The sequence below is a fragment of the Pseudomonas sp. NFACC56-3 genome (assembly GCF_900100025.1).
In the GTDB taxonomy this organism is placed as follows: Bacteria; Pseudomonadota; Gammaproteobacteria; order Pseudomonadales; family Pseudomonadaceae; genus Aquipseudomonas; species Aquipseudomonas fluorescens_AA.
Window position 1 is genome coordinate 356,054 of record NZ_FMTK01000004.1, and the last position, 16,724, is coordinate 372,777.

The window sequence follows — 16,724 nt, forward strand, 5'->3', positions numbered from 1 at the left end:
GGTTGCGAAGCAACCCCAAGGCCTGATCGTGGTGTTTCACCGTTATCGCGTAATAGGATTTGCGACCGCTGCGCGGTCGAGCGGGAGCAAGCTCCCTCGCCACGGGTTGTTCTTAGAATCGCTCACAAAATGCACACCCATCCTGAAACACGCCACCTTTTAGCGCGTCGCAAACAGACAAGGCACCCATTGCCGGGCCAACCGCTGAATCGCGCTCGACCGTCCGTCACCCGCACCTGTGGTGCTACCCCTTGCGCAAGCCGCGCAGCCCAGTTCCCACAAGTGCTACCGAACTGCTCACAGCCTTCTATGATCGGTACCTGCAGCCATTGACGGCACCTAAAACCTGGACCTGATGCACGCCTTATATAGACAGGCCGCGATGTCGTTTTCAGGATTTATTGAACACACATTCAATTTTAGGCATGGCAATTGCTCTATCCCGATAAAGCCCTGTCTCGCGCAAGAGAACGTGGCAATAACAAGAGCCTCCGCCTGAGGCCATCACCCGCTTTGTGTGAGGAGATACCGCGATGACGACGTCCAACTCCGGGGCCCAACCCCAGAACCGTGCGCCTCAATCCATCGGCTTTTTGCTGCTGGACAATTTCACGCTGATTTCCCTGGCGTCCGCGGTGGAACCGCTACGCATGGCCAACCAGCTATCCGGTCGCGAGCTGTATCGCTGGACCACCCTCACGGTCGATGGCGGCCAGGTCTGGGCCAGCGACGGTTTGCAGATCACCCCCGACGCCTCCATGCACAAGGCACCGCCCCTGGACACCGTCATCGTCTGTGGTGGCATTGGCATCCAGCGCACCGTGACCCGTGAACACGTGTCGTGGTTGCAGAGCCAGGCTCGCCAGTCCCGTCGCCTCGGCGCGGTCTGCACCGGCAGTTGGGCCCTGGCCTGCGCCGGCCTGTTGGACGGTTTCGATTGCAGCGTGCACTGGGAATGCCTGGCGGCGATGCAGGAAGCGTTCCCGCGGGTATCGATGAGCACCCGCCTGTTCACCCTCGACCGCAACCGCTTCACCAGCTCCGGTGGCACCGCGCCGCTGGACATGATGTTGCACCTGATCAGTCGCGATCACGGTCGCGAGCTGTCGGCGGCGATCTCTGAAATGTTTGTCTACGAGCGTATCCGCAACGAGCAGGATCACCAGCGTGTGCCGCTCAAGCACATGCTTGGCACCAACCAGCCGAAGTTGCAGGAAATCGTGGCGTTGATGGAAGCCAACCTCGAAGAGCCGATCGACCTGGACGAGCTGGCGGTGTACGTCGCCGTGTCCCGGCGTCAGCTGGAGCGGTTGTTCCAGAAGTACCTGCACTGCTCACCGTCGCGCTACTACCTCAAGCTGCGGCTCATTCGTGCGCGGCAGTTGCTCAAGCAGACGCCGATGTCGATCATCGAGGTGGCCTCGGTGTGCGGCTTCGTTTCCACCCCGCACTTCTCCAAGTGCTACCGCGAATACTTCGGCATTCCGCCGCGGGACGAGCGCGTCGGTTCAAACACCACGCAACAGGTGGCGATGATGCCGCTGCCGCAGGCGTTGGTGCTGTCGCCATTGTCCGGGCCGCTGTCGGCGCTGAGCCAGGCGCGTAATGAATCGACCTTTGCCAGTGTGAGGCTCTAGACCGAGGGGCCTTCATCGCGAGCAAGCTCGCTCCCACAGGGAGATCGCCTGGGTGCAATAGAGCGTGTGCACACCAGGGATCACTGTGGGAGCGAGCTTGCTCGCGATTGGTTTTATCAGGTGTTGTGGTTTTGCTGGTAATCCATCAGCGCCGGCAACAATTGCTTATCGATCGCCTGGCGCACGGCCGGCAGGATGGTCGCACTGCTGGTGTACATCCTCTTGACCATCAGGCGCAGTTCATTGGCACGGGCCTGGTCCAAACCCCGCACGGCGCACTCGCATGCCTGCTCGGCAGTGGAGCCGCTGGGTATTTGCAGTCCCAGGGCCTTGAGATGGCCCAGCAGGTCTTCCTGGTCGATCAAATCGGCGTGCATCATGACGCTTTTCCTTGTTCAGGGATTGGGGTCGTGTCTCGATTCTGGTAGCCACCCGAAGCGGCGGCAAGGGCAAATGGTCGCAATGTCACGAATGACTATGGAGGCGTCGTTTTCGGTTAACTTGCCCAGGTCTGGACTGGGCACACTGGCCCCAAGCTGAATCACGATGGTTTGGTCACCCTCGCGCGACAGCTCCTCCAGTAACGCAACCTGCCCCGATCCTGTCACGGCTTGATCGGGGATTTTTTTGTCTGTGACAATCAGGGAGTGATGGGTTGTGTGACAGGGAGCTATCGCGAGCAAGCTCGCTCCCACATGGGAATGCGGGCTCCTGTGGGAGCGGGCTTGCTCGCGAATAGCCGTTATGCGATCTAGCGTTGTAGAACCAGAATCCGCGACAACAACTCATCCCGATCCACATAGCACCCCTGGAAATGCCGTGCCCCGGAGGCCGGGTCAAAGGCATGGCGGGCATGGAGGGTGCGGCGGTTGTCGAAGCACCAGAGCTGGCCCGGTTCGAGACGCTGCACCACGCGAAAGCGTGGCTCGCGGGTCAGGGCGATGAAGCGGCGGTAGGCACGGTAGAGTTTGGGCATCTGCTCGACCGAGGTGTCGAACGGCCCACGCAGGAAGTTCGCCATGCGGATTTCCGAGACTTCTCCAAGGGCGTCCAGGGCGATGATCGGCGCCAGGCAGCGGTAGTCGCTGCGGCGGTCCTTGTTGCGAAATTCCACCGGAATCCGGCACAGGGCGTCGAAGGCCTCGGGGTCTTCCTGGCGCAGGGTTTCGGCAATGGCGAAACCGTCGACAAAAATGCTCTCGCCACCGTCGGCGTCATTCACCAGGCAGTGCAGGAACTGCAGCCCCGGCTGCAGCTCCCGGGTCGGCAGGTCGGTGTGCAGCGGCAGGTTGAAAGCGGTGTAGGCGTTGCTGTCGGCATCGGCCTTGGACTGCACGTTGAACAGCACGCCGAAGTTGCTCTCGCGGATGAAGGAAATGCGCTGGGCAATCTGTTTCAACGAACCGGGTTCGGTGGGCACGCCGCGCACTTGGGTCAGGCCGATGTCGCGTAGCGCCAGCAACCATTGCAGCAACGCGTCGGTATCGTCCATCAGCGCCGGGTAATCGAACACCGGCAGTGGCAGGTCGTGCCGCCACAGTTGGCGCCGGGGCCTGTTCGCCAGGCGCTCGGCCCGGGATTGATCATCGTAGGCATGGGCGCGCAACCAGCCCGGGTCAAAACGGCTCTGGTGGCCGTCCTGCCAGTCCACGCATAGGCAGCCTTCGTCGTCGAGGTGGACCGCCCTGGTCGTCATGTCTTCAGGAACGTCGATGATTTCCAGCACCTGCTCGCGGGTGACGCTGTAGACGCATTGAGGGCAAGGGCAGTTGTCCCGTAACCAGGGGTGATGAAAGGGGCTGGTCCGGCCATCGGCCCATGTCACTTGCACCCGGTCGGCCAAGGGGGTTGCGGCGGTCAACGCGAAGATCAGGGGATAACGGCGGAAGTCGGCAAAAGCGGCGGCGGTGTTCATGCGATCTCCTGTGCGAAGCTTACCGGGCGGGGGGCAGGGCGATGACCCGACCGATGTAGGTCGGGGGCGGCAGGTCGGATTGCTCCTCAAGCAGGGCGTCGAGCCGGGTCAGGGTCGGCTCCGTGAAGGGCGCCGAGCGCGGGCCCGCCAGATCGACGTGCAGCAGCATCTGTTCATTGCCGGCCAGTTCTTTATCACCACCCACCAGGTGCAGGCTGTGGTAGAGGTGCAGGCGTTTGGCGTCGTGGCCGATGATCTGCGTGTGCACTTGCACCTCGGCCCCGAGCTTCACTTCGTGCAGGTAGTTGAGGTGTAGCTCGAGGGTGAACAGTGAGTGCCCGCTGGCTTCGCGGTTCTGGCTGTCCAGGCCGAGCCGGTCCATCAGCGCGTCGGTGGCGTAGCTGAAGATCAGCAAGTAGAAGGCATCGCGCAGATGGCCGTTGTAATCGACCCATTCGGGGAGGATGCGGGTCTGGTAGGTGGTGAGGGTGGGCATGCTGGAACTCCACAAATAGTCGCTGGTGTACACCCTTGTGGCGAGGGAGCTTGCTCCCGCTCGGCCGCGAAGCGGTCGTAAAACCAGCGAATACGATTTGACTGATACACCGCATTTGCCGGTTTTGGGACTGCTTCGCAGTCCAGCGGGAGCAAGCTCCCTCGCCACAAGGGGGAATGTTTATTCGCTAAAGGCCATGCCATGCTTGGCCTTGGTGGTCTTCACCGCCTCCAGCACCGCCAGCAAACAATCATCACGATAGCGCTCCAGGGCCGAGATGCTATGGCTGCCCAATTGCTCGCTCGTGCCGTCCACCACATCGTCGATCAGCTTCTCGGTCAGCTCCGGCGCTGGCAGGTAGGTCCAGGGCAGTTGCAGTGCCGGGCCGAACTGGGCCATGAAGTGCCGCATGCCGGCATCGCCACCGGCCAGGGTGTAGGTCAGGAACGTGCCCATGAATGACCAGCGCAGGCCGGCGCCAAAACGAATGGCATCGTCGATTTCCCCCGTGGTGGCGACGCCGTCGTTGACCAGGTGCAGGGCTTCGCGCCACAGCGCTTCGAGCAGGCGGTCGGCGATGAAGCCAGGTACTTCCTTGCGTACGTGCAGCGGCCGCATGCCGAGGGATTCGTAGACTTGCATGGCTGCTTGCACGGCTTCGGGGGCGGTGTGCTTGCCACCGACCACTTCCACCAGCGGCAACAGGTAAACCGGGTTGAACGGGTGTCCGACCACGCAGCGTTCCGGGTGGGTCGCACCTTCGTAGAATTCGCTTGGCAACAGCCCCGAAGTGCTGGAGCCGATCAATGCATTCGGCTTGGCGGCTGCGCTGATCTGGCCGTGCAGTTCGAGCTTCAGCTCCAGGCGCTCGGGGGCGCTTTCCTGGATGAAGTCGGCGTCGCGCACGCATTCTTCGATGGTCGCGACAAAGCGCAGCCGATCCTGCGAGGCACCAGGGGCCAGGCCCTGTTTCTCCAGCGCGCCCCAAGCGTTGGCGACGCGTTTGCGCAATGCCGCCTCGGCACCCGGTGCCGGGTCCCAGGCGACAACGTCGAGGCCATGGGCCAAGGCCCGGCTGACCCAGCCGCTGCCAATTACACCACTGCCCAGGGCGGCGAAGGTCTTGATGTCGGTGATAAAGCTCATGGTGATTTTCCTGAGTAATTCGCTGATTCCCTGTGGGAGCGAGCTTGCGATGACGGTATTCCAGGTGCGGTAAATGCACTGGATGCGCCGACGCTATCGCGAGCAAGCTCGCTCCCACATTTGATCTGGGGTGGTCTTAAGATCTGCTGTCACTGCAGATCCAATGTGCACGTTCGGTTTAGCCGCGTGGGGTCAGGCCCATTTTCTTGCGGCCCTCGGCCGGCGTAAGTACCCGCGCCCCGAGGCGGCTGAGGATTTCGCCAGCGCGTTCCACCAGTTGGCCGTTGGTGGCGAGCACGCCTTTATCCAGCCAGAGGTTGTCTTCCAGCCCGACCCGCACGTTGCCCCCCAGCAGCACCGCCTGGGCAGCCATCGGCATTTGCATGCGGCCGATGCCGAAGCCGGCCCATACCGCGTCGGCTGGCAGGTTGTCGACCATGGCCTTCATGGTGGTGGTGTCGGCCGGCGCGCCCCATGGGATGCCCAGGCAGAGCTGGAACAGCGGGTTGTCCAGCAGGCCTTCCTTGATCAGTTGCTTGGCGAACCACAGGTGCCCGGTGTCGAAGATTTCCAGCTCGGCCTTGACCCCCAGCTCGGTGATGCGCTTGGCCCCGGCCCGCAGTTGCGCCGGGGTGGAGACGTAAATGGTGTCGCCGTCGCCGAAGTTCAGGGTGCCGCAATCCAGCGTGCAGATTTCCGGCAACAGCTCTTCGACGTGGGCCAGGCGGGTCAGCGGACCCACCAGGTCGGTGTTGGGGCCGAACTCCATCGGCCGTTCGCCCGCACCGATTTCCAGGTCACCGCCCATGCCGGCGGTGAGGTTGACGATGATGTCCACGTCCGCCTCACGGATGCGCTCCATCACTTCGCGGTACAGCGCCACGTCGCGGCTGAACTTGCCGGTCTGCGGGTCGCGGACGTGGCAGTGGACCACGGTGGCACCGGCCTTGGCGGCTTCGACGGCAGCGGCGGCGATCTGTTTCGGGGTGACCGGCACGTGGGGGCTCTTGGCGGTCGTGTCGCCAGCACCGGTGAGTGCGCAGGTGATGATGACGTCGTGGTTCATGGTGCGGATTCCTTCAGGCGTGGTGAGTCACCGCGCAGCCGTTGGGTGCTGCGCAGAGGGAGAACGTTTGGTCAGTTACTGGTGAGTTTCAGGTTGTCGGCGGCCGGCTTGCCGTCGAAGGTGGTCACGCCGTCGAGCCAGCGCTGCTTGTCTTGCGGATGATCCTTGAGCCATTGCCGGGCCGATTCGAGCGGATCCTTGTGATCGAGCAGCGGCTGCATCATCCGGCTCTCGTCTTCGGCGGTGAAGGTCAGGTTGCTCAGCAAGCGACCGACGTTCGGGCATTGCTCGGCGTAATTCGGCGCGGTGACGGTCCAGACGGTGGCCATGCCTTCGTTCGGGCCGAGGGCGTCTTCGCTGCCGGTGAGGTAGGTCATTTGCACATTGACGTTCATCGGATGCGGCGCCCAGCCAAAGAACACCACGGCTTCCTTGCGCCGTACGGCGCGGTCCACGGCGGCGAGCATGCCGGCTTCGCTGGATTCCACCAGTTGGAATTTGCCCAGGCCGAACTGGTTCTTGGCGATCATCGCCTTGATCTGGGTGTTGGCGCCGGAGCCGGGTTCGATGCCGTAGATCTTGCCACCCAACTCTTTTTCGAATTTGGCGATGTCGGCGAAGCTCTTCAGGCCCTTGTCGGCCAGGTAGGTCGGCACGGCCAGGGTGGCGCGAGCGTCCTTGAGGCTGGGTTGTTCCAGAACCTTGACCTGCTTGGCTTCGACGAATGGGGTGATGGTCTGGGTCATCAGCGGGTTCCAGTAGCCCAGGAACAGGTCCAGGCGTTGGTCACGAATGCCGGCGAAGATGATTTGCTGGGAGGCGCTGGTCTGCTTGGTCTTGTAGCCGAGGCCGTCGAGCATCACTTGGGTCAGGGCGCTGGTGGCGATGACGTCGGTCCAGTTGACCACGCCCAGGCGCACGTTCTGGCACGCGGCGGGTTCGGCTGCCATGGCGGCGCCGTTCATCAAGGTGGTAGCGCTGAGTGCAAGAACGCAGGAGCTGATCAGTCGTTTCATGTCGGGTTCCTCGGCAGCTTATTGTTATGGGGCTCCGGTGTCTGTGCGCCGGTGATGCCAAGTTACGCAGCCCGAAGCATGGCAAAACGCACAGCGGCGACGTGCTCTTGCACTGCAGCGACCTGCGCTCTTGAACGACGCTTGCAACTGGCGTATCAAGGTCCGCACGCTACCCGTCGACCGAGTGCGCTTCATGTCCCAGGATTTCTACTTCTTGTTGATGCCGGGCTTTTCAGCCATCGGTTTCATTTCGGCCATCGAGCCGTTGCGGGTCGCCAATCGTTTTCGTGGCGAGCTGTATCGTTGGCATGTGTTGAGCGTCGATGGCGGGGCGGTGCTGGCGAGCAATGGCATGTCGGTCAACGCCGATGCCGCGCTGGAGCCATTGAAGAAGGGCGCGACCCTTTGGGTGGTGGCGGGGTTCGAACCACTGAAGTTCGCCACCCCGGCCCTGGAGCGCTGGTTGCATCGGTTGGATAACGAAGGCGTGATCCTGGGCGGCATCGACACCGGCAGTGTGGTCCTGGCCGAGGCGGGGCTGCTGGACGGACACCGCGTGACCTTGCACTGGGAAGCGATCGAGGCATTCAAGGAGTCTTATCCGCAGCTTGGCGTGACTCAGGAACTGTTTGAAATCGACCGTCGCCGCATCACTTGCGCCGGTGGCACCGCGTCCATCGACCTGATGCTCGACCTGATCGGCCAGGCCCATGGTTCGGAGCTGGCGATCCAGGTCAGCGAACAGTTCGTGCTCGGCCGCATCCGCCCGCGCAAAGACCACCAGCGCATGGAAATCGCCAACCGCTATGGCATTCGCAACAAGAAGCTGGTGCACGTCATCGGCGAGATGGAAACCCACAGCGAACCGCCCCTGAGCACCTTGGCCCTGGCCGAGTCGATCAACGTCACCCGCCGCCAGCTCGAACGCCTGTTCCGCCTGCACCTGAACGACACCCCGAGCAACTTCTACCTGCGCTTGCGCCTGGAAAAGGCCCGGCAACTGCTGCGCCAGACCGACATGAGCGTGCTGGAAGTCAGTATTGCCTGCGGTTTCGAATCACCGTCGTACTTCACCCGCAGTTATCGGGCACGGTTCGCGCGCTGTCCACGGGAGGATCGGCGGCGACAGGGGGATGGGCGGGAGGTGGTTTGAAAGGCTTTATACTCAATTATGCCCGGGACTATAAACTGTACCTGTCGCCATAATTGAGTATGAAAGCTGGACACCGCCAGTCATCGGTCATCCATCTGTGGCGAGGGAGCTTGCTCCCGCCGGCTGCGCAGCCGCCCTCAACAGCGAGGGACGCTGCGCGCCCCAGCGGGAGCAAGCTCCCTCGCCACGGGGAACGGCTTTATTTTTTCATCAGTGCCGAGCACGCCGCCTTGTACGCCTCGTGCTGATACTTGTTCAGCGTCGCCGGCAAGGCGAAGCCGTGTTTCTTGTGCTGTGCGTTGAGGGTCTGCGGTGACAGCAGTGTCACCTCGCAGCCTTCCAGCAACTGGAAAACCCCTTCAATCTTGAACGTGGTCGGTCCGCCGGCGAACTCGCCTTTCTTGCTGCGCTTCTTGATGGCGATGCGTTCGATGCCATTCTCGACCACGAACGCGCGTACCTGAGCGGCAAACGCCTTGACGTTGGCGGCGTCGTCATCGTCGTCCAGGGCGATTTTCTTGGTATTCAGGGCGATGTGGGTCAGCGTCTGCTGATCCAGCGAGGCAACGGCGATGATCGCTTCGCTGCCTTTGATTTCGATACCGCAGGTTTTCATGGGGATCTCTTTGCTCGAGGGGGGCGTGCAGCTTACTCCTGCCCAATCGACTCCAAAAACTCCGACCGATCATCGCTCACCTGGGCCATGCAGTCGTTTTCGGCGATTTTGTAGGCTTCGCTGCCGGGTTTGGCCGGGAAGGCGGCGATGGCGCAATCGGCGTCGCGTTGTTTGAGCCACAGTTGTTGGGCGGCCTTGACCTTGGCGGTGATGTCGTTGAGCTGGGCCTTGTCGCTGGCGTAGCGGGTTTGCAGGCGTTCAAAGAGGCTCTGCAGGTTTTCGTTGAGCAATTGTTCGGCGGCGGTTTTGCCATAGGCCGAGCAGGCCAGGGTCTGGACGTCGTTTTCAACTTCGTCGCAGGGGTTGGGCTCGGTGTCTTCGGTTGCGTGTGCCAGGGTGCTGATCAGTGCCAAAGCCAGGAAGATTGATTTCATCGCGTTGCCGCTCAAGTCCAGTGAAAACCAGTGATGCGACGGATTCTGGCGCAACCGTCGGGTAAAGAACAGACGGGCAGGGCGGGCCTGTCGTAGCCCATTGTCGTGGATTGACGCTTTCGGCAATTCCCCTGTCGTTTTTGCACCGGGTCGCGACGGCCCTCAGGCATATGCTGGCCCCAAAGCGCCGGCACACGATTCGGCGCATGAATCGCTGACAAAAGGGGACTGCCTGATGAGCCCAGCCGAATTGCACGCCGACAGCATCGTTATCGACGGGCTGATCATTGCCAAGTGGAACCGCGACCTGTTCGAAGACATGCGCAAGGGCGGCCTGACCGCAGCCAACTGCACCGTGTCGGTGTGGGAAGGTTTCCAGGCCACCATCAACAACATCGTCGCCAGCCAGAAGCTGATCCGCGAGAACAGCGACCTGGTGATTCCGGTGAAAACCACCGCCGACATCCGTCGCGCCAAGGAGCAGGGCAAGACCGGCATCATCTTCGGCTTCCAGAACGCCCATGCCTTCGAAGACCAGCTCGGCTACGTCGAGATCTTCAAGCAACTGGGCGTCGGTGTGGTGCAGATGTGCTACAACACCCAGAACCTGGTTGGCACCGGTTGCTACGAGCGCGACGGCGGCCTGTCGGGCTTCGGTCGCGAGATCGTCGCCGAGATGAACCGCGTCGGCATCATGTGCGACCTGTCCCACGTCGGTTCCAAGACCTCCGAAGAAGTCATCCTCGAATCGAAGAAGCCGGTGTGCTACTCCCACTGCCTGCCGTCCGGCCTGAAAGAACACCCGCGCAACAAATCCGATGAAGAGCTGAAGTTCATCGCCGACCACGGCGGTTTCGTCGGCGTGACCATGTTCGCGCCGTTCCTGGCCAAGGGAATCGATTCGACCATCGACGACTACGCCGAAGCCATTGAATACACCATGAACATCGTTGGCGAGGACGCCATCGGCATCGGTACCGACTTCACCCAGGGCCACGGCCAGGATTTCTTCGAAATGCTGACCCACGACAAGGGCTATGCCCGTCGTCTGACCAGCTTCGGCAAGATCATCAACCCCCTGGGCATCCGCACCGTGGGCGAGTTCCCGAACCTCACCGAGACGCTGCTCAAGCGCGGCCATCCTGAGCGGGTGGTGCGCAAGATCATGGGCGAAAACTGGGTCAACGTGCTGAAAGACGTCTGGGGCGAATAACTGCCGCCGCATCGCTAATCCTCTACCTGCGGCCCTCCGCGCCGCAGGCAATACCACGAATTTCCGGAGTCAAGTTTTCATGGCCAAGATCGCCCCGCAACTGCCTATCGAAGTCGACAGCGAAACCGGTGTCTGGACGTCCGACGCCCTGCCGATGCTGTACGTACCGCGTCACTTCTTCGTCAACAACCACATGGGCATCGAAGAAGTGCTGGGCGCCGACGCCTACGCCGAGATTCTCTACAAGGCCGGCTACAAATCCGCCTGGCACTGGTGTGAAAAAGAAGCCGAATGCCACGGCCTGGAAGGCGTCGCGGTGTTCGAACACTACATGAAGCGCCTGTCCCAGCGTGGCTGGGGCCTGTTCAAGATCCAGGACATCGACCTGGATAAAGGCACCGCCAGCGTCAAGCTCGAACACTCGGCGTTCGTCTATGTGTACGGCAAGGTCGGGCGCAAGGTCGACTACATGTTCACCGGCTGGTTCGCCGGCGCCATGGACCAGATCCTCGCCGCTCGTGGCAGTTCGATCCGCACCGTGGCCGAGCAGGTCTATGGCGGTTCCGAAGAAGGCCACGACGACGGCCTGTTCATCGTCAAGCCGTTGTAAGTCGAGGATCGCGCCATGGCTTTTGAAGCAATGTTCCAGCCGATCCAGATCGGCAAACTGACCATCCGCAACCGCGTGCTCAGCACCGCGCACGCCGAGGTCTACGCCACCGACGGCGGCATGACCACCGACCGGTACGTGAAGTATTACGAAGAAAAGGCCAAGGGCGGCATCGGCCTGGCGATCTGTGGTGGCTCGTCGGTGGTTGCCATCGACAGCCCGCAGGAATGGTGGAGCTCGGTGAACCTGTCCACCGACCGCATCATCCCGCACTTCCAGAACCTGGCCGACGCCATGCACAAGCATGGCGCCAAGATCATGATCCAGATTACCCACATGGGCCGTCGCTCGCGTTGGGACGGTTTCAACTGGCCGACCCTGATGTCGCCGTCCGGCGTGCGTGAGCCGGTGCACCGTGCCACGTGCAAGACCATCGAGCCGGAAGAAATCTGGCGGGTGATCGGCAACTACGCCCAGGCGGCACGGCGTGCCAAGGCCGGTGGCCTGGACGGCGTCGAGCTGTCCGCCGTGCACCAGCACATGATCGACCAGTTCTGGAGCCCGCGGGTCAACAAGCGTACCGACGAATGGGGCGGCAGCTTCGAAGGCCGCATGAAGTTCGGCCTGGAAGTGCTGAAGGCCGTGCGCGCCGAAGTGGGCGACGATTTCTGCGTGGGCATGCGCCTGTGCGGCGACGAGTTCCACCCGGACGGCTTGTCCCACGAGGACATGAAGCAGATCGCCAAGTACTACGACGACACCGGCATGCTGGATTTCATCGGCGTGGTGGGCTCGGGTTGCGACACTCACAACACCCTGGCCAACGTCATTCCGAACATGAGTTATCCACCGGAGCCGTTCCTGCACCTGGCCGCCGGTATCAAGGAAGTGGTCAAGGTTCCGGTGCTGCACGCGCAGAACATCAAGGACCCGAACCAGGCCACGCGGATCCTGGAAGGTGGTTACGTCGACATGGTCGGCATGACCCGTGCCCACATCGCCGACCCGCACCTGATCGCCAAGATCAAGATGGGCCAGATCGACCAGATCAAGCAGTGCGTCGGTGCCAACTACTGCATCGACCGCCAGTACCAGGGGCTGGACGTGCTGTGCATCCAGAACGCCGCGACCTCCCGTGAATACATGGGCGTGCCGCACATCATCGAGAAGTCCACCGGGCCCAAGCGCAAAGTGGTCGTCGTCGGTGCCGGCCCGGCCGGGATGGAAGCGGCGCGTGTCGCTGCCGAGCGTGGGCACGACGTGACCCTGTTCGAGAAGAAAGAATTCATCGGCGGGCAGATCACCACCGCCTCGAAAGCCCCGCAACGGGACCAGATCGCCGGCATCACCCGCTGGTTCCAGCTGGAGCTGGCACGCTTGAAAGTCGATCTGCGCCTGGGCGTGGCGGCAGATGCGGCGACCATCATGGACCTGCGTCCGGATGTGGTGGTGCTGGCCGTCGGCGGGCATCCGAACCTGGAACAGAACGAACACTGGGGCGCCGCCGAAGGGCTGGTGGTCAGCAGCTGGGACGTGCTCGACGGCAAGGTCGCGCCGGGCAAGAACGTGCTGGTCTACGACACCATTTGCGAGTTCACCGGCATGTCGGTGGCCGACTTCCTCGCCGACAAAGGCAGCCAGGTCGAGATCGTCACCGACGACATCAAGCCGGGCGTGGCCATTGGCGGGACTTCGTTCCCCACGTACTACCGCAGCATGTACCCCAAGGAAGTGATCATGACCGGGGACATGATGCTGGAGAAGGTCTACCGCGAAGGCGACAAGCTGGTGGCGGTGCTGGAGAACGAATACACCGGCGCCAAGGAAGAACGCGTGGTGGACCAGGTGGTGGTGGAAAACGGCGTGCGGCCGGACGAAGAAATCTACTACGCGCTCAAGGAAGGTTCGCGCAACAAGGGCCAGATCGACGTCGAAGCCTTGTTCGCGATCAAGCCCCAGCCGTGCCTGGAGCAGAGCGGCGATGGCTACCTGCTGTTCCGCATCGGTGACTGCGTGGCCCAGCGTAATACCCACGCCGCCATCTACGACGCCCTGCGGTTGTGCAAGGATTTCTAACGGCTTGTGGATAACCCTGTGGGAGCGAGCTTGCTCGCGATAGCGGTGGATCAGTCGACATTATGTTGGATCTGAGTCCGTCTTCGCGAGCAAGCTCGCTCCCACAGGGATCGAGCAAGACATCCAGGTTTCTGTGCCTGCAAGACCTGAGGTCTTTGGGAGCTTCACCATGCTGAACACCCTTCTTCCAATCCTGCTGTTCGCAGCCCTGGGCCTCGCGGTCCTCGGCGCCTTGCGGCGGGTGAACATGTGGCGCCGGGGACGACCGGCCAAGGTCGACCTGATCGGCGGTCTCTTTGCCATGCCCAAGCGCTACATGGTGGATTTGCACCACGTAGTGGCGCGGGACAAATACATCGCCAACACCCACGTGGCCACGGCCGGTGGTGCGGTGGCGTCGGTGGTGCTGGCGATCCTGGTCCACGGGTTCGGCCTGCATAACCGTTTCCTCGGCTATGCGTTGCTGTTGATGTCGGCCGTGATGTTCGTCGGTGCGATCTTCGTCTACCTGCGTCGGCGCAATCCGCCCGCCCGTTTGTCCAAGGGCCCCTGGATGCGCCTGCCGAAAAGCCTGCTGGCGTTTTCGGCGTCGTTCTTCCTGGTGACCCTGCCGGTGGCGGGCATCCTGCCGGAGAACTTCGGCGGTTGGCTGGTGGCGGCGGTCCTGGGTGTCGGTGTGCTGTGGGGCGTGTCGGAGTTGTTCTTCGGCATGACCTGGGGCGGGCCGATGAAGCACGCCTTCGCCGGTGCCCTGCACCTGGCCTGGCATCGCCGTGCCGAGCGCTTTGGCGGCGGCCGTTCCACCGGTCTCAAGCCGCTGGACCTGAACGACCCCGCCGCGCCACTGGGTGTGGAAAAACCCAAGGACTTCACCTGGAACCAACTGCTGGGCTTCGACGCCTGCGTGCAGTGCGGCAAGTGTGAGGCTGCCTGCCCGGCGTTCGCGGCCGGTCAGCCGCTAAACCCGAAAAAACTCATCCAGGACATGGTCGTCGGCCTGGCCGGCGGCACCGATGCGAAATTCGCTGGCAGCCCATACCCGGGCAAACCTGTGGGCGAGCATGCTGGCAATCCCCATCAGCCGATCGTCAACGGCCTGGTAGACGCCGAGACCCTGTGGTCCTGCACCACCTGCAGGGCCTGCGTCGAGGAGTGCCCGATGATGATCGAGCATGTCGATGCCATCGTCGACATGCGTCGCCACCTGACCCTGGAAAAAGGCGCCACGCCGAACAAAGGTGCCGAGGTCCTGGAAAACCTCATCGCCACCGACAACCCTGGCGGCTTTGCCCCGGGCGGGCGGATGAACTGGGCGGCGGACCTGAACCTGAACCTGCTCAGCGAGAAGAAATCCACCGACGTGCTGTTCTGGGTCGGCGACGGTGCCTTCGACATGCGCAACCAGCGCACCCTGCGCGCCTTCGTCAAAGTACTGAAGGCGGCGAAAATCGACTTTGCCGTGCTCGGCCTCGAAGAGCGCGACAGTGGCGACGTGGCCCGGCGCCTGGGTGATGAAGCGACGTTCCAGCTGTTGGCCAAACGCAACATCCAGACCCTGGCCAAATACAGCTTCAACCGCATCGTCACCTGCGACCCCCACAGCTTCCACGTGCTGAAAAACGAATACGGCGCCTTCGATGGCAACTACCGTGTGCAGCACCACAGCACCTACCTGGCGGAAATCATCGACGCCGGCGCCCTGAACCTCGGCCAGCACAAGGGCGACAGCGTGACCTATCACGATCCGTGCTACCTGGGCCGCTACAACGGCGAATACGAGGCGCCGCGCCAGGTGCTGCGTGCGCTGGGTATCGAGGTCAAGGAGATGCAGCGTTCCGGTTTCCGCTCGCGTTGCTGCGGCGGCGGTGGCGGTGCGCCGATCACCGACATCCCAGGCAAGCAGCGGATTCCTGACATGCGCATGGACGACATTCGCGAAACCGGCGCTGAGTTGGTGGCGGTGGGTTGTCCACAGTGCACCGCGATGCTCGAAGGCGTGGTCGAACCGCGGCCAATGATCAAGGACATTGCCGAACTGGTGGCTGACGCACTGCTGGAAGACGCAGCCCCGAGCAAGCCCGCGACCCCAGCCAAACGTGAACCTGCGGAGGTGCATTAATGAGCGACATCATCCGCCGCGACCCTCGCGCCGAGTGGATCGCCCGCAACCGCCTGCACCCGCTGCACGCGGCCATGCAACCGGTCCAGCACAGCTGGATGGGCCCCAACGGGGTCATCCGCAAGAACGTCCATGGCATCGGTTTCATTGGCCCCAACGGCATCAAGCGTATCGACCGCAGCGGCGCCCAGCAGGGTGGCGCGACCAAGCGTACCGCCGCGGTCGAAGTGCAGTTGCCGCTGCATCAAGTAGCGCAACCGGCGTTCTACATCAGTGTGGTACCGGACATGGTCGGTGGTCGCCTCAGCAGCCACGACCGCGATCTGCTGGGCCTGGCCCATCAGCTTGCGGGGACGGACGGCGCGGTGCTGGCCGTGGTCTTCGGCGAGCATAAGGAAAACGCCTTCGCCACGGCCGGTGTCGACCGCTTGCTGGTACTGGAAGGTGAGGCCTTCAGCGGTTATGCACCGGAACAACGGGTGCAGGGTCTGCGGGCTGTGGATAACCAATTCAACCCACGCCATTGGCTGCTGCCCGACAGCCGCACCGGTGGCGGTGAACTGGGCCGGCGTTTTGCCGCAGCCCTGGGCGAGCGTCCGGCCACGCGGGTCTGGCAGGTCAAGGGCGAGGAGTGCATTGGCCGCGCCGGTGCGGGCCTGCAAGACTTGGCCCGGCCGTTGGCGCGCTTGATCCTGGCCGCGGCCGAATGCGCCGAACCGGTCAGCGAAACCCGCCACGAAGCCTTGCCGGTGGAGTTATCCACAAGCGTGGCCCGCAGCTTGTCGCGTATCGAAGATCTGGGTGCGGTGGCGGTGGACCCGGGCGCGATCCCGATGGCCGAGGCCGAATTCATTTTCTCTGGCGGCAATGGGGTCAAGGACTGGGCGCTGTTCCACCAGACCGCCGCGGCCCTGGGCGCCACCGAAGGCGCTTCGCGGGTGGCGGTGGACGACGGTTTCATGGCCCGCGATCGCCAGGTCGGCGCGTCGGGGACCTGGGTCACGGCACGGGTCTACGTGGCCGTGGGGATTTCCGGGGCGATCCAGCATCTGCAGGGCATTGGCGCCTGCGACAAGGTGGTGGCGATCAACCTCGACCCGGGCTGCGACATGATCAAACGGGCAGACCTGTCGGTGATCGGTGACAGCGCGGCGATTCTCCAGGCCTTGATCGCGGCGGTAGAGGCTTACCGCAACGAAGCCAAGCGCGATGCGGCTTAAGAAGGAT

At 62.7% G+C, this 16,724-nt stretch carries 15 protein-coding genes; 7 read left to right on the forward strand and 8 right to left on the reverse strand.

Going from position 1 to position 16,724, the window contains the following annotated elements; all coding sequences use genetic code 11:
• The first annotated feature begins 533 nt into the window (after positions 1-533).
• Entirely contained in the window at positions 534-1,637 is a 1,104-nt protein-coding gene (locus BLO80_RS09080) for a choline metabolism transcriptional regulator GbdR (RefSeq protein WP_060740272.1), read from the forward strand.
• Positions 1,638-1,753: 116 nt separating this feature from the next.
• On the opposite strand, the gene BLO80_RS09085 is transcribed toward BLO80_RS09080, so the two are convergent.
• The 6 genes from BLO80_RS09085 to choX all read right to left on the reverse strand — a co-directional run bounded on the left by BLO80_RS09085 (position 1,754) and on the right by choX (position 7,276).
• The gene (locus BLO80_RS09085) at positions 1,754-2,017 is read right to left on the reverse strand and encodes a hypothetical protein (RefSeq protein ID WP_092333369.1); all 264 of its coding nucleotides are present in this window, start codon (positions 2,015-2,017) and stop codon (positions 1,754-1,756) included.
• Between the two features lie 371 nt (positions 2,018-2,388).
• On the reverse strand, positions 2,389-3,552 hold the full coding sequence (locus BLO80_RS09090) for a gamma-butyrobetaine dioxygenase (RefSeq protein WP_092333365.1): 1,164 nt from the start codon (positions 3,550-3,552) through the stop codon (positions 2,389-2,391).
• Between the two features lie 19 nt (positions 3,553-3,571).
• The gene (locus tag BLO80_RS09095; RefSeq protein ID WP_092333363.1) at positions 3,572-4,048 is read right to left on the reverse strand and encodes a thioesterase family protein; all 477 of its coding nucleotides are present in this window, start codon (positions 4,046-4,048) and stop codon (positions 3,572-3,574) included.
• Between the two features lie 180 nt (positions 4,049-4,228).
• Positions 4,229-5,194 (reverse strand): L-carnitine dehydrogenase, encoded by a 966-nt coding sequence (locus BLO80_RS09100; RefSeq protein ID WP_092333361.1) that lies wholly within the window; start codon positions 5,192-5,194, stop codon positions 4,229-4,231.
• A 178-nt stretch (positions 5,195-5,372) separates the two neighbouring features.
• The gene (locus BLO80_RS09105; RefSeq protein WP_072405840.1) at positions 5,373-6,260 is read right to left on the reverse strand and encodes a 3-dehydrocarnitine:acetyl-CoA trimethylamine transferase CdhC; all 888 of its coding nucleotides are present in this window, start codon (positions 6,258-6,260) and stop codon (positions 5,373-5,375) included.
• A gap of 71 nt (positions 6,261-6,331) precedes the next feature.
• A complete protein-coding gene (gene choX, locus BLO80_RS09110; RefSeq protein WP_092202808.1) occupies positions 6,332-7,276 on the reverse strand; it encodes a choline ABC transporter substrate-binding protein in 945 nt (314 codons plus the stop codon).
• A gap of 193 nt (positions 7,277-7,469) precedes the next feature.
• Between choX and BLO80_RS09115 the strand changes: the two genes are divergently transcribed.
• On the forward strand, positions 7,470-8,429 hold the full coding sequence (locus BLO80_RS09115) for a GlxA family transcriptional regulator (protein WP_092333359.1): 960 nt from the start codon (positions 7,470-7,472) through the stop codon (positions 8,427-8,429).
• Between the two features lie 199 nt (positions 8,430-8,628).
• On the opposite strand, the gene BLO80_RS09120 is transcribed toward BLO80_RS09115, so the two are convergent.
• Positions 8,629-9,045: a DUF3010 family protein gene (locus BLO80_RS09120; protein WP_092333357.1), complete on the reverse strand. Its 417-nt coding sequence runs from the start codon at positions 9,043-9,045 to the stop codon at positions 8,629-8,631.
• Positions 9,046-9,077: 32 nt separating this feature from the next.
• Positions 9,078-9,479: a lysozyme inhibitor LprI family protein gene (locus BLO80_RS09125; protein ID WP_092333355.1), complete on the reverse strand. Its 402-nt coding sequence runs from the start codon at positions 9,477-9,479 to the stop codon at positions 9,078-9,080.
• A gap of 235 nt (positions 9,480-9,714) precedes the next feature.
• Between BLO80_RS09125 and BLO80_RS09135 the strand changes: the two genes are divergently transcribed.
• From BLO80_RS09135 to BLO80_RS09155, 5 genes are all read left to right on the forward strand, one after another.
• Positions 9,715-10,692 (forward strand): dipeptidase, encoded by a 978-nt coding sequence (locus BLO80_RS09135; RefSeq protein ID WP_030139307.1) that lies wholly within the window; start codon positions 9,715-9,717, stop codon positions 10,690-10,692.
• Positions 10,693-10,771: 79 nt separating this feature from the next.
• Complete coding sequence (locus tag BLO80_RS09140) at positions 10,772-11,302, forward strand: DUF5943 domain-containing protein (protein ID WP_030139308.1); 531 nt, start codon at positions 10,772-10,774, stop codon at positions 11,300-11,302.
• Positions 11,303-11,317: 15 nt separating this feature from the next.
• Entirely contained in the window at positions 11,318-13,378 is a 2,061-nt protein-coding gene (dgcA, locus tag BLO80_RS09145) for a dimethylglycine demethylation protein DgcA (protein WP_045157161.1), read from the forward strand.
• Between the two features lie 169 nt (positions 13,379-13,547).
• Positions 13,548-15,497: a dimethylglycine demethylation protein DgcB gene (gene dgcB / locus BLO80_RS09150; protein ID WP_092333351.1), complete on the forward strand. Its 1,950-nt coding sequence runs from the start codon at positions 13,548-13,550 to the stop codon at positions 15,495-15,497.
• Positions 15,497-16,717 carry an electron transfer flavoprotein subunit alpha gene (locus tag BLO80_RS09155; protein ID WP_092333349.1) on the forward strand — a complete coding sequence of 407 codons (1,221 nt, stop codon included), beginning with the start codon at positions 15,497-15,499 and terminating at the stop codon, positions 16,715-16,717. Before dgcB ends, BLO80_RS09155 begins: the two co-directional genes overlap by 1 nt.
• The last annotated feature ends 7 nt before the right edge of the window (positions 16,718-16,724 follow it).